At 61.5% G+C, this 13,989-nt stretch carries 8 protein-coding genes and 2 pseudogenes; 9 read left to right on the top strand and 1 reads right to left on the bottom strand.

The window, feature by feature from the left end; translation table 11 throughout:
• Window position 1: 1 nt before the first annotated feature.
• The 8 genes and pseudogenes from ACA064_RS13670 to ACA064_RS13635 all read left to right on the top strand — a co-directional run bounded on the left by ACA064_RS13670 (window position 2) and on the right by ACA064_RS13635 (window position 10,422).
• Window positions 2-936 (top strand): annotated as a pseudogene (locus tag ACA064_RS13670) (DUF58 domain-containing protein).
• Window positions 933-1,502, top strand: a complete 570-nt coding sequence (locus tag ACA064_RS13665; RefSeq protein WP_497673816.1) for a DUF4381 domain-containing protein — start codon at window positions 933-935, stop codon at window positions 1,500-1,502. Before ACA064_RS13670 ends, ACA064_RS13665 begins: the two are co-directional and overlap by 4 nt.
• Window positions 1,489-2,484, top strand: a complete 996-nt coding sequence (locus tag ACA064_RS13660; RefSeq protein WP_497673815.1) for a vWA domain-containing protein — start codon at window positions 1,489-1,491, stop codon at window positions 2,482-2,484. Before ACA064_RS13665 ends, ACA064_RS13660 begins: the two co-directional genes overlap by 14 nt.
• A gap of 1 nt (window position 2,485) precedes the next feature.
• Window positions 2,486-4,066 carry a VWA domain-containing protein gene (locus tag ACA064_RS13655; protein WP_497674240.1) on the top strand — a complete coding sequence of 527 codons (1,581 nt, stop codon included), beginning with the start codon at window positions 2,486-2,488 and terminating at the stop codon, window positions 4,064-4,066.
• Window positions 4,063-5,463: a BatD family protein gene (locus ACA064_RS13650; protein WP_497673814.1), complete on the top strand. Its 1,401-nt coding sequence runs from the start codon at window positions 4,063-4,065 to the stop codon at window positions 5,461-5,463. Before ACA064_RS13655 ends, ACA064_RS13650 begins: the two co-directional genes overlap by 4 nt.
• Window positions 5,460-6,494 (top strand): HAD family hydrolase, encoded by a 1,035-nt coding sequence (locus tag ACA064_RS13645; RefSeq protein ID WP_497673813.1) that lies wholly within the window; start codon window positions 5,460-5,462, stop codon window positions 6,492-6,494. The genes ACA064_RS13650 and ACA064_RS13645 overlap by 4 nt, the downstream gene beginning before the upstream one ends.
• Window positions 6,495-6,567: 73 nt before the next feature.
• Window positions 6,568-7,668: pseudogene (locus tag ACA064_RS13640) on the top strand (sulfatase-like hydrolase/transferase); the annotation flags it as partial.
• Window positions 7,669-7,905: 237 nt separating this feature from the next.
• Window positions 7,906-10,422 (top strand): fused MFS/spermidine synthase, encoded by a 2,517-nt coding sequence (locus tag ACA064_RS13635; protein WP_497673812.1) that lies wholly within the window; start codon window positions 7,906-7,908, stop codon window positions 10,420-10,422.
• Between the two features lie 162 nt (window positions 10,423-10,584).
• Here the strand turns inward: ACA064_RS13635 and ACA064_RS13630 are convergent, their stop codons facing one another.
• Window positions 10,585-11,256 carry a DUF3313 domain-containing protein gene (locus ACA064_RS13630; protein WP_497673811.1) on the bottom strand — a complete coding sequence of 224 codons (672 nt, stop codon included), beginning with the start codon at window positions 11,254-11,256 and terminating at the stop codon, window positions 10,585-10,587.
• A 216-nt stretch (window positions 11,257-11,472) separates the two neighbouring features.
• On the opposite strand from ACA064_RS13630, the gene ACA064_RS13625 reads away from it, so the two are divergent.
• Complete coding sequence (locus ACA064_RS13625) at window positions 11,473-13,827, top strand: tetratricopeptide repeat protein (RefSeq protein WP_497673810.1); 2,355 nt, start codon at window positions 11,473-11,475, stop codon at window positions 13,825-13,827.
• Window positions 13,828-13,989 lie beyond the last annotated feature (162 nt).

Genomic DNA, 13,989 nt, shown 5'->3' with positions numbered 1-13,989 from the left:
CATGAAGGCTCAGGATGCCGACGATCTGGTCTACGTTTCTCTGGCGCAGTGGAGTTCAAGGCCCGTGACCTGAGCTTTCTTGCCCGCCAGCCCCAAGGCAGCATCCTCGCCGGCAACCATGCCTCGCGGTTACGCGGGCGCGGGCTGAATTTCGATGAGCTGCGCCGCTACCAACCTGGCGACGACCTGCGTCACCTGGACTGGCGCGCCTCATTGCGCACCGGCAAACCGGTGGTGCGCACCTTCACCGAAGAGCGCGACCGTCCGGCGCTGATTCTGGTGGATCAGCGCATGTCGATGTTCTTCGGCTCCAGTCGCAGCTTCAAGTCCGCCATCGCCGCCGAACTCGGGGCGCTGGCGGCGTGGATGGTCTTCAATGCCGGCGACCGGGTCGGCGGGCTGGTATTCAACGACCAGCGCATCGACAGCGTTGCCCCGCTGCGCAGCCGCAAGCGGGTCGAAGCGCTGTGCAGCCGGATTGCCCGGCAGAACCAGGAATTGAACGCCAGCAACCCCGACAGCGAAGGCGAAGACCAGCTCGACAAGGTGCTGCAGCATTGCCTGGCGCTGGCCGGGCACGATCATCTGATCTGCATCGTCAGTGACTTCGCCGGCGCCGGCCCGCGCACCTTGCAACTGATGCGTCAGCTAGCCGCGCACAACGATGTGATCGCCATGCAGGTCTACGACCCGCTGGCCCTGAATCTGCCGAAAAATGGTCGAGTGCTGATCACTCAGGGCCAGTTGCAAGTGGAGTTGGCGGTGGAGCGCCGTCAGGTGCATCAACCCCTGGGAGATTTTCTCAGCGGACGGCTCAAGGACGTGGCGACCTTGCTGCGGCGCAGCCAGGTGCCCTTGATGATGTTCAGCACCGCCGAGGATGCCCGGCAACAGCTGCGCACAGAGCTGGGCAAGCTCAGCGGTAGACGCCGGTGACGACGCAGGTTCCGGGTATCGAACAGCTCAAGGAGTTGGGCTTGCCAGCACCCGTCAGTTATATGCCGCAGACCTGGGGCTGGTGGCTGCTGTTGGGGTTGCTGGTCAGTGCGGCGCTGCTGTTCAGTGCACGCCGATATTGGCAATGGCGGCGAGATCGCTACCGCCGCGAAGCACTGGCGCGATTCGAGGAACTGCAAAACAGCGATGATCAACTGGCCGCCCTGCGCGAACTGCCGGAATTGCTCAAACGAGTGGCCTTGTCGATGCTCCCTGTGGGAGCGAGCTTGCTCGTGATGGCGTCGGGTCGGTCAGCCTCTGTGTCGAATGACACTCCCTCATCGCGAGCAAGCCCGCTCCCACAAGTGGCGCCTTTGAGTGGGGAGGCCTGGCAGGCATTTCTGGTGCAACACAGCCCCCGCGCCTTGCCCGCCGATTTCAGCCGGCAACTGGCGCAGTTGGCCTATGCCCCGGATGCAACCTTGCTGGCGCTTCCGACCGCCCAGCGTCAGCAGCTGTTCGATATCTGCAAGCTCTGGGTGGAGCATCACCATGTGGCAGCTTGATTATCCCTGGCTGTTAGTGCTGCTGCCGCTGCCATGGTTGGGCTACCGCTACCTGCCCGACTACCGCGAAGCCCGCAGCGCCGTGCGTGTGCCGTTTTTCAACGCCATGAGCCGCGCCATCGGCCAGGCGCCGAGCCAGGCCGGCACGCGCACCAACCGCTGGCAATTGCTGCTCAACCTGCTGGTCTGGGTGTTGGTGGTAGTGGCCGTGTCCCGTCCGGTGTGGGTAGAAAAACCCATTGAACGTCAGCAGCCGGTACGTGACCTGATGCTCGCCATCGATATTTCCCAGTCCATGGAAACCACCGATTTCACTGACGCCAACCGGCAAAAAATCAACCGCCTCAAAGCGGTAAAAGACGTGGTTCATGGCTTTATCGAGCGCCGCAAGGACGATCGCCTGGGCCTGATCGTCTTCGGCAGTGCTGCATACCCGCAAGCGCCACTGACCCTGGACCACAGCAGCCTGTCGATCCTGCTGGACGACACCGGGATCGGCATGGCCGGCCCCAACACCGCCATTGGCGATGCCATCGGTCTGAGCCTCAAGCTGCTGGATCAGGCCCACGAACAGGAAAAAGTGCTGATCCTGCTCACCGACGGCAATGACACCAGCAGTGCAATCACTCCGGACCACGCTGCGTCCATGGCGGCGGCCAAGGGCGTAGTGATTCATACCATCGGCATCGGCGACCCTGACGCCTCCGGCGAAGCCAAGGTCAACCTGCAAGGGCTGCAGCAGATAGCTCAGGCCGCCGGCGGGCGCTTCTTCCGTGCTGAAGACCGCAACGCGCTGGATCAGGTCTATACCACCCTCGACCGGATCACCCCGCATCAAGTGAAAACCCTCAGTCACCAGCCCAAGCGTGAGCTGTTCTGGCTGCCACTGGGCGCGGCCCTTGGCCTGCTGGCGCTGTATCACCTGATCGCCCTGCTGCGTCGTTCATGGCTGACCTCCGCCAGCCAGCGGCAGGAGGCCTGAGATAGAAATCAATCTCAGCGACTTGCACTTCTTGCGCCCACTCTGGCTGCTGCTGGCGCTGTTCGGCGTCCTGCTGCCGCTGCTGTGGCGGCGCAGCCATGAACTGCAACGACGTCTGCGCAGCAATATCGCCCCGCACCTGTTGCCGCATCTGCTGATCACTCCCCAGGACCAGCAGCGCCTGCGCCCGGTGCATCTTGTTTGCGCCATCCTGATCATAGGTAGCGTTGCCGCCGCCGGCCCCACCTGGGAACAGGACCGCCCGGACTTCCTGGAAAATCGCGCGCCGCTGATCATCGCTGTCGACCTGTCGCCGTCGATGGACGCCAGTGACCTGCAACCTACTCGTCTTGAAGCGGCCAAGCACAAACTGCACGACCTGATCCAGCGCCGCAGTGGCGCGCGCACCGGTTTGATCGCCTATGCCGGGAGTGCCCACCTGGTATTGCCACCGACTGACGATCCGGTATTGCTCGACTCCTTCATTCAGGCTATCGGTACTGACCTGATCAGCAAACCGGGGAAAAACGTCGAGGCGGTGATCGAGCAAGCCAAGCGCCTGCTGACTGCCGAGAAATCCCCCGGCACCCTGGTCTTGATCACCGACGGCGCGGACACCACACAACTGGCGGGGCTGGACAGGCAACTGAGCGCCAGCGCGCTGCAAGTGCTGATTCTCGCGGTGGGCAGCGAGGATGGCGGGATCATTCACGACGCCAACGGCCAGCCGCGTACCGACAGCAATGGTCGGCCGCAACTCGGCAGCTTCGATCAGGTCGCGCTCAAGCAACTCGCTTCCGCCACCGATGCACCGCTGGGCAGCCTGACGCTCAATGACGACGACCTGGACTGGATCGAGCTGCATGCCCAGCGGCACTTTCACACCGCCAGCGACGAACAGCGCGAGCTGCACTGGAAGGATGCCGGTTACTGGCTGTGCTGGCCGCTACTATTGATTGCCTTCTTCAGTGTGCGCAAAGGCTGGAATCTGAACTGGATGGCGGCGTTAGTGATGATTCCGGGCCTGGCCCTGCAACCGACGCCTTCGCAGGCCAATGCCTTGACCGATGCCTTCTTTACTGCCGATCAACAGGGCCACTGGGCCTTCGAGCATCATCACTACCCCGCCGCGGCCGCCCTTTTTGTCGACCCATACTGGAAAGGCATCGCCGCCTACAACGCCGCCGACTACGACCTGGCGCTGGCCAGCTTTGCCCGGCTGCAAACGCCCCAAGCCTACTTCTATCTGGGCAATATCTACACCCGCCGCTTCAAGTTCGACCAGGCCATCGCCGCCTACACCCAGGCGCTAAAGTTGCAACCGCAGTTCCCCGAAGCCAGCGCCAATCTGGCCCTGGCCATCGCCTTGCAGAAAGACACCGAAAGCGCCGAACAGAATGCTCCCGAAATCAAACCCGACGAAGTGAAGTTCGACAAAACGGCAGGTAAAGGCCAAAGCAAGCCGATAGAAACCCAGCAAGCCGCCTCGGATGAGCTCTGGCTGCAAAACCTCACGACCTCGCCCGCCAGATTCCTGCGCCAGAAATTCAGCCTGCAGGATCAGCGCGAGGCCAAGCCATGAACCTCTTCATCGGCTCCAACACGGCCCCCTGTGGGAGCGGGCTTGCTCGCGATGACGGCCCGCCAGTCAATAAACATCTCGAACCGATCCGCCCATGGACCCTGCTGACCCTCTGCTGCCTCATCAGCACCCACCTTTTTGCAGCCGAACCAGAACTCAGAGTCCAGACCTACCTGCAACCCGCCGATTCGATCGTGGTCGGCGCCACCCTGCAGCTGCAAGTCGATGTACTGACCGACACCTGGTTCACCAGCGCAATCCAACTCCCCGACCTGAAACTGCCCGGCGCCCTGGTCCTGCCGCCCAGCGGCGAAGCCCAGCACCTGACCCAGACGCTGGATGGCAAGACCTTTTACGGCATGCGCTACACCTACCTGATCTCCCCGAACCAGGCGCAAACTTTCGAGATTCCGGCTCTGTCGATACGCGCCACACCGGGCCAGGCCAGCCACGAGCTAAGCGCCCAAAGTCAGGTGCTGCAGTTCACCGCCCGACAACCGCCCGGCTTCACCCCAGGGGATCCGGTACTGGTGGCGCAAGGGTTGCGCTTGCGCCAAACCATCAGTAACTCCGCGACCCCGCTCAAGGTCGGTGACAGCGTTACGCGCCGGCTGCCCCTTCAAGCCGACGCCGCACTGGCGATGTCGCTGCCGGCTCCGGCGCTCGACGAGATCAAGGGCCTGCGCCGCTACCCGAAAACCCCACAAATCAGCAACCTGGACGATGGCCGCGGCAATCTCACGGGCGGTCAGCGCATCGACAGCGTCACCTATCAGATCCAGACCCCAGGCCGCCATGAGCTGCCTGCGGTGCAACTGAAATGGTGGGATTCGAGCAGCCACCAGACACGCAATGCCCAAGTGCCCGAAGTGAGCTTCGACGCAGCCAGCAGCAGCTACCGCCCGGTGTTCTCCATCAGCGAAGACTTGCAGAGCCTCGGCCGGCAAGGCCGCATCCATCTGGCCCAGCATTGGTTGGGGCTGCTGGCTCTGTTACTGGCAATCGGCGCGCTGCTGTACTTCGGCCGTCCCTGGTGGCAACAAGCCTACGCAGCCTGGCAAGAACGGCGGCGCCGGCGCGATGCCGCCTGGCTTGAATCCGCGGACTATGCCTGGCGGCAAATCCCGGCCCAACTCGATGAAAAACCCGGGCAATTGAGCGCGCTGTACCGGTGGGCCAGGCGCAGCCGTCTCGGGCTGAAGCTGGCCGGCCTCGACCCGCGTCTGCAGAACCTGTTACGCGGCTGCTACTGCCGTGACCCCGACGAGACCCAGGCGCTAAAGCAACTCAAAGATTCATTGACTACGCTGCATCGTCAGACACCACGCCCGGATCAGCACCACCGACAAACCGCTTTGCAACCACTCAATCCCGGTCACGAGAAGGACTTCCCATGACGAACCTGAAATCGATTCGCCAACGCCACGGGCTCACGCTGTTGCTGGCCCTGGTCCTGCAACTACCGTTGCTGGTGCAGGCCACCGAACCCCTGCCCTCATGGAACGACGGCCCGGCGAAAAACAGCATCGTCGAGTTCGTCCAGGCTGTGACCACGCCGGGCACCAAGGACTACGTGAAACCGGCAGAGCGCATCGCCGTATTCGATAACGACGGCACCCTGTGGACCGAGCAACCGCTGTACTTCCAGGTGTTATTCGCCCTAGAAGAAGTCAAACGCCTGGCCCCGCAGCATCCTGAGTGGAAGACCGAGCAACCGTTCAAGGCGGTGCTGGAAAACGATCAAAAAACCCTGGCGGCCAGTGGCATGGACGGCTTGCTGAAGATCGTCGGCGCGACCCACACCGGGATCACCACCGAAGCCTTCATGGACAATGCGAAAACCTGGCTGAGTCAGGCTCGTCACCCGAGAACCGGCAGGCCTTATACCGAGATGATCTACCAGCCGATGCTGGAGATGCTCGACTTCCTGCGCAGCCAGGACTTCAAGACCTACATCGTCAGCGGTGGCGATACCACCTTCATGCGTGCCTTTGCCGAACAGGCCTATGGAGTGCCGCCAGAGCAGGTGATCGGCACCCGCTTCGTCACCCGCTTCCAGATCAAGGACGGTGAACCGTCGATCCTGCGCACCGCCACACTGGCCCACAACGATGACGGCCCCGGCAAACCGGAAAGCATCGACGCGATCATCGGCCGGCGCCCGCTGCTGGCTTTCGGCAACTCCGACGGCGATCTGCAAATGCTGCAGTGGACCGCTGCCGGGCCAGGAAAACGATTTATGGGGCTGGTGCATCACACCGACGCCAAACGCGAGTGGGCCTACGACCGCCAGTCGAATATCGGTCGGTTGGACAAGGCCCTGGATGAGGCAAAAACCCGTGGCTGGACTATCGTCGATATGGCGTCTGACTGGCGCCGGATTTACCCCTTCGAGCCCGCCCCGCAAGCGCAAGTGCAAGTGCAATAACCCGCAACGTAACGCAGGACTGCAATTAACGTTGGTCGCTCTCTCGCGACTCAAGCAGGCAAAAGGAGCTTAAGAGGAACCGGAACGCCCGTACTGGCCCAAGGACGACCCGGACTTCGTCAAGGCCAACTCCCCTCGCGGGGTGATCCACAGTTTCGCCGATGGCAAGATCGAAGACACCGGTGCGTTGAACAAAAAACGCATGGAAACCATCGACGACGAAACCACCGCGGCGGCCCAGGCCTTCATCAAGAAACAGGCTGAAGCGGACAAACCGTTCTTCGTCTGGATGAACACGACCCGTATGCACGCGTTCACCCATGTGCGCGAATCGATGCTGGGGCAAAGCGGCATGCCCGGCAATGAATACGCCGACGGTATGCTCGAGCATGACAGTGATGTCGGCAAGCTCCTGCAGACCCTGGACGACCTGAAAATCGCTGACAACACCATCGTCATCTACACCACCGATAACGGCCCGAACCAGTTCTCCTGGCCGGATGCGGCGACCACGCCGTTCCGTAACGAGAAGAACTCCAACTGGGAAGGCGCCTACCGGGTACCGGCGATGGTCCGCTGGCCGGGCAAGATCAAGGCGGGTGAAGTCACCAACGACATGTTCTCCGGTCTGGACTGGTTCCCGACGCTGCTGGCCGCTGCCGGTGACACCGCGGTCAAGGACAAACTCCTGAAAGGCTGGGCACCGACTGCGGGCGGCAGCAACTTCAAGGTGCATCTGGACGGCTACAATCAACTGCCCTTCCTGACCGGCCAGGCGCCGAAAAGCGAACGTCGCGAGTTCTACTACTTCAACGACGACGGCATGCTGGTTTCCATGCGTTTCGACAACTGGAAAGCGGTGTTCGCCGAGCAGCGTGCACCGGGTGGTTTCGAGGTCTGGAGCAACCCGTTCACACCGCTGCGGGTACCGAAAATCTTCAACCTGCGCATGGACCCGTATGAACGCGCCGACGTGGTTTCCGATCAGTACTACGACTGGACAGCCAAGAACGTCTACCTCACCGGCATAGCGACCATGAAGGCAGCGAAATTCCTCGAGACCTTCGTCGATTATCCGCCGACCCAGAAACCGGCCAGCTTCAGCATCGATCAGATCCGCGCTTCGGTAGATTCGAAAATCGCCGAAAAAATGAAAGCTGCACCTGCCCCGTAGGAGCTGCCGCAGGCTGCGATCTTTTGATCTTGGGGGCTTCGTGAACGCGTTGCCCCCAGCCCCGTAACAGCTGGCGAAGCCTGCGTTCGGCTGCGCAGCAGCCGCAAATTGGCAACATGCGTTTCTGCAGGTGTAACGCTGTCAACGGATTTACGAGGGCTTCGCCCTCGAACGCAGGCTTCGCCAGCTGCGACAAGGATTCGTGCATTTTCCAGACCTGACCCAAGGCCATCAACAATGTCCTCACCCATCGCCACCCGGCAGACCCGCACATCTGCCACTACCACCCAAACCACCCCGGCGACTCTGATCCCCGCCTTGCTGCTGTTCATCTCCGGTGCCGCGGCGCTGGTGTATCAGGTGTTGTGGATCAAGCAGCTGTCACTGGTGGTCGGGGTCGAGGTCTATGCCATCACCACTGGAATCAGCGCGTTCTTTGCCGGTCTGGCATTGGGCGGGCTGCTATTCGGGCGTTGGGCGGATCGGCTGAGCCAACCCATTTTGCTGTACGCCGCGCTAGAGGTTCTGGTCGCACTGCTGGGCGTCGGTGCAACCGTCGGCTTGAGCATGGCCGCCAGTCCGTTTGCCTGGATGGAGCAACATCTCGGATTGCTGGCCTGGGTGTTGCCCTTCGCCCTGGTCAGCTTTCCGGCATTGCTGATGGGCGGTACCCTGCCGGTGCTGGTTCGCTCTCTGGCCGCCGACCCGAGGCAACTGGGCCAGGCTGGCGGGCAGCTGTATGCGGCCAACACCGCCGGAGCAATCGTCGGGACCTTGCTGACGGTGTTCGTCTTGATTGCGACCTTCGGCGTGCGTGGCAGCGCCTTTGCCGCTGCCGTGTTGAACCTGCTGGCCGCAGGCGCAGCGTTATGGTTCCAGCGTCACCGTCTGGTGCAAACTGCAGTGTCGGCGAAGGTTGTACCCAGCCCCCCTGCGTCCCGACTGGCCCTGTGGCTGTACTCGATTGCCGGCGGCGTGGCCCTGGGCTATGAAGTGGTCTGGTCGCAGTCCATCGTGCAATTCATGAGCACCCGTACCTATGCCTTTGCCGTGGTGCTGGCGACCTACCTGACCGGGTTGTTTCTTGGCAGCACGCTGATGGCCCGTCGCGCAGACCGGATTCGAGATCCGTGGGGGCTGTTCGGCCTGCTGATCGCGGCGACCGGGCTGCTGGCCTTGCTGGAAATCGCGCTGCTCGGACGCTGGCTGATCCTCCTGCAAACTCAGGCCGAGGCTCTGCTGCTGGCCTTGGGCGCGAGTGAACTGGTGGGCATGAGCGCACGTTTCGCGGTAGCCGCACTGAGCATCGTGTTCATCCCGACCTTGCTGCTCGGGGCCGCGTTTCCGCTGGCATTGCGCTTGAGCGTCGGCCGCGAACGGGTTGGCCAGGATGTCGGGGCGGTGGTGGCGTTCAACACCCTGGGCGGGATTATTGGAGTCATGCTTTGCGGTTTTGTACTGATCCCATGGCTGGGGTTGGTTCGCACCCTGGGACTGCTGGCGATTGTCGCAGCAGTGGTCGGCTATGTGGCGGTCAGCCGTGGCCAATCGGTGAAGAAAGGCACCCGCCAGGGCGTAGTCTTCGTCGGTTTGCTGGCAGTAGCCGTGGCGCTGCTGACACCGATCGATAAACTGGCGAGCCTGTTGCCGGGTGCACGCAACGCACAGCTGGCCTTTTATGAAGAAGGTCGCGGCGGCACGGTAGCGGTGGTGACCCAGGGACAGGGCCAACGGGCTTTCCAGCGCCTGTATATCCAGGGCGTTTCCAACACCGGCGATGCCATGCCGTCGTTGCGCTACATGCGCATTCAGGCATTGCTGCCGTTGCTGATTCACAATGGCGAGCCACGTTCGACCCTGGTCATTGGCTTCGGCACCGGTATCACCGCCGGCGCCCTGCTGCGTTATCCCTCGCTGGAACACCGAGTGGTCGCCGAATTGCTGCCGGCCGTGATCCAGGCCGCGCCGTTGTTCAAAGGCAACTTCAACGCCGCCGCCGATCCCGGAGTCGATGTGCGTCTGCGCGACGGTCGTCAGGAACTGCTGCGCAGCGAACAGCGCTACGACCTGATCACCCTCGAACCACCGCCGCCGTCTGCCGCCGGGGTGGTCAATCTGTATTCGCGGGACTTTTACCAGCTGGCGGCCAAACGTCTGGAGAAACACGGCCTGGTCGCCCAATGGCTGCCGTTGCCCACGCAAAACATCGACGACTCGCGTTCACTGGTGCGCAGCTTCCTCGATGTCTTCCCCTACGCCACGCTGTGGACCAGCGAGTTCCATGAAATGCTGCTGGTGGGTTCCCTCGAATCGATCGAACTGGACGCCGCCCGCATCAGCGCGCGCTTCCAGCAAGAAACCGTGCGCAGCACCTTGCAAGATGTCGGTATCGGCTCGGCCGCCGCCTTGCTCGCAACCTGGGTCACCGACCGCGGCGGGTTGGAACGCTTCGCCGGGAATGCCCCACCAGTGACCGACGACCAACCGCACATCGAATACGCACCCTGGGTCCGCTCCAGGGAAATCAGCCGGGTGCTACCGGCTCTGCTCGACCTGTATCAACCGCCGGGATTGCTCAATGCCGACACGACCTTCATCGAGCGCATGAACATCCACCAGCAACGCCTGATGCAGTTCTACCGCGCCAGCCTGCACGCCTACGATGGCGATCGGGCGGCCTGGGGCCGGGACATTCGCGAAGTGATGCGCGGGGATGGGGGGAATCCGTATTACCGGTGGTTTGTCGGGGATTAAGGTTGAATCAGTCAGTTTTTTGTTGACCGATAAATCGCCATCGCGAGCAAGCTCGCTCCCACAGTTGAACTTGGTCAGCCTCGGGGTTGAGGCTGACACAAAACTCTGTGGGAGCGAGCCTGCTCGCGATGGGGCCTCCAATTCAACAACTGACTAACGGCCCTACTTCGACTTTAGCTTCAAATAAGACTGATGCATATCCGATGCCCAGCCATCGATGACATTTTTCACATCGTCGGCCTTCATCACCTGTGATTCGCTTGCCAGCGGTTTGCCGGTGCCTTTGCGCACTACCTGCGCTACGACCTTGTTGTTGCCGCCATCGAGGAACACCGCTTCGGTGCCCAGATTGGTTTCCTGGTCACGAATGCCGGTCGCCGTGCTGACCGCGGCGGCCACCAGAGCAATCGGGATCACTTCATAGGGCTTCAGGCCTTCGGTCTTGCTGCTGACGGCGGTGATCGCCGCACGCACCACCATCACACCCGGGCCAGGACCGCTGGCCAGGGGCAATGATTTACTGATCTCACGTTTGAGCGCCTGATCGTAATAGCTGGTAATTCCGGACAAAGTGCTTTGCGGGATTTTCACCGTCGGTTGCGGCTTGGGATAGAACTGAGTCGGCTCGACGTAGACGCTGGTGTATTGGTTGAGGTTGAGTTTCGGATCGATCCAGCGCATCACCTCAACGCCTGAAGGGGACTTTTCCTCTCTGAGCTGACTGTAATCCTTGATAAACCCCGAATACTCGTCAGGCTGGGGCACTTTGCTGGAACAGCCCACTACCCCGATAGAGGCAATGCACAGCGTGCTCATCATTAGCGCAAGCTTCATTCTGTAACTCCTGTCAGATGGCCGACAACGGTAGTGGGTACCGAAGTTAGGTATAGCCAAAACTGAGGAAATTGTTATTACAAAAGCCGAATACTCATCCATGGCTGTAGGCAATTTCACCAAGGTCATTTGACAGGCAACCCCCCATGGAGCAAAGCTGCGAAGAGTTTAAACGCGCACCTTACAGGTCAACGCATCCGGACTATGGAAGTCGTAATGCCGACGTATAAAAACAAAGCTGCAACACCCCGACCTGATTCGCGTCCTTCCCTGATTACCCGTTATCTGTTCCCCACCCTCGCCGCCGTGTTGCTACTGGTCGCAGCCGGGCTGTGGTGGTTTGTGCATAACAGCAAACCGATGCCACTGGCCCATGCACCTGTCAGCGCGCCGGCAGTACAGCCAGTAAAGCCAATAGCCGCACCTGCGCCACCGGCAAGCATGGTCGATGAGCAGCAATGCCAGGGTTGCCACAGTGCTCAGGCAAAAGACTGGCAAGGCTCCCACCATCAGCTGGCAATGCAGACAGCCAATGGGAACACCGTGCTGGCCGATTTCAATGGCGTGACCTTCAAGAACGAGAATGAGACCAGCCGTTTCTTCCGTAAAGATGACAGCTTCTGGGTCAACACCGCCGGCGCCGACGGCAAGAATGCCGACTTCAAAGTCGCCTACACCTTCGGCATCGCGCCGTTGCAGCAATACCTGATCGAAGTCGGCGAGGGACGCTTGCAAGCCTTGGGCGTGGCCTGGGATACCGAGAAACATCGCTGGTTTCACCTGTATCCCGGCCAAGGCGTGAATTTCAAGAACCCGCTGCACTGGAGCAAACCCAGCCAGAACGCCAACTTCATGTGCATCGAGTGCCATACCACCGGTTTCCAGCGCAACTTTGACGCCGCCAGCAACACTTTCGCCAGCCAATGGAACAGCCTCGGCGTCGGCTGCCAGGCCTGCCACGGCCCGGCATCGAACCATCTCGAATGGGCGGCGAAAAAAGGTGACCTGATTCATGCCGGTTTTGCCGTCGACCTCAAAGCCAGGGACGCCACCACCGAGATCGAAACCTGTGCCCGCTGTCATGCCCGTCGCGCGCCATTGGACGACGGTTACACCGTCGGCAAACGCTTGATGGATGACTATCTGCCCAGCGTGCTGACCCGCGAACTGTACGCGCTGGACGGCAAGATCAAGGATGAAGTGTTTGAACACGGCTCCTTCGCGCAAAGCAAAATGTTCGACAAGGGGGTGCGCTGCAGCAACTGCCACAACCCCCACAGCACCGAACTGAAAGCCCCCGCCAACGGCGTTTGCCTGCAATGTCACAATACTGCCGGCAAAACCCCGGTCGAGGGAGTCGACGGCAAAGGCCTGCAAGCGAAAAATTATGACTCCCCCGAGCACCATCGGCATCAGGCCGGCCAACCGGGTTCCCAGTGCGTGGATTGCCATATGCCGGGCAAGTTCTACATGGGCAATGACTTCAGGCATGACCACAGCTTCAGCATCCCCAACCCCGAGCGGGCGAAGAAACTCGGCACCCCGGACGCCTGCCTGACCTGCCATCAAGGCAAGGCCGGCGACAAAGTTACCGAGCAATTCAAACTCTGGAACAGCAACCCGATCGCCCAAGCGCCCCGCTACGACGAAAGCCTGTGGTTGATTCGCGGGGGGCAGGCGGGGGCGGCGCAAGCCTTGTACGAGCAATTGCAGCGTAACAACCTGCCAGCTATCCAGCGCGCGACCTTGCTCGCCGAACTGCCGCTCTACCCCAGCGAACAGGCGTTGAAACTGGCCAGCAAGGATTTGAGCAACCCTGCACCCCAGGTACGCGACAGTGCCATCCGCGCAATCAGCGCTTTCCTGCCTGCGGCAGAACGCGCGCCGCTGCTGGCACCGCTGCTCAATGACCCGGTCCGCGCCGTGCGCATCGCCGCCGCCCGCGATCTGTTGAGCGCCGCCAATAGCGGTTTGGGCAGTGCTCAGGCCAGCTGGGATGCGGCCATCGCGGAATACGAAGCGGTGCAGTTGAGTCTGCTCGAACGGGCCGAAGCCAACCTCAATCTGGCGATGCTCTATCAAGCCAGTGGCCGCAGTGCCATGGTCGAAGCGCAGTTGCGCGCGGCGCTGCTGCGCGACCCGGACTTCTTCCCGGCGCTGGTGACCCTGGTGCAATGGCTCGAAGCCAATGGCCGCAACAAGGAAGCTCAGGACCTGCTGGCCAAAGCCCTGGGCGAACACCCTGATGCGGCGCTGCTGCAACACACCCAAGGGCTGGCCCTGATCCGCGCGGGCAAAGCTGCTCAAGCCATGCCCGCCTTGCGCAACGCCGCCCGCCTGGAACCGCAGAACGCCCAATTCGGCTACGTACTGGCGGTGGCCTTGCACGACAGCGGACAGATCGACGAAGCCTGCGCACAGCTGGAAAAAATGCTCAAGCTGCAACCGGCCAACCGCAATGCGCGCCTGTCACTGATCCAGTACTACCTGGAGAACGGCCAGGAACCCAAGGCCCAGATGTTGCTGCAAGGCTGGAAGCAAATGAATCCCGCAGACCCGGCGTTGAAATGACACTGAAAAGATCGCAGGCTCCTGCGCCCGCCGAATCCACCTGTGATGGATCGGCTGTAAGCCCTCCCCTGTGGGAGCGAGCCTGCTCGCGATGAACTTGAAGCCGACGCGTTTCGTCAGGAAGCACGCGTAATCGTTAACGACCATCGCGAGCAAGCTCGC

Source organism: Pseudomonas sp. LBUM1658 (assembly GCF_059716055.1).
The sequence above is the reverse complement of the archived record's forward strand: the minus strand, read 5'-3'. Positions and strand labels throughout refer to the sequence as shown.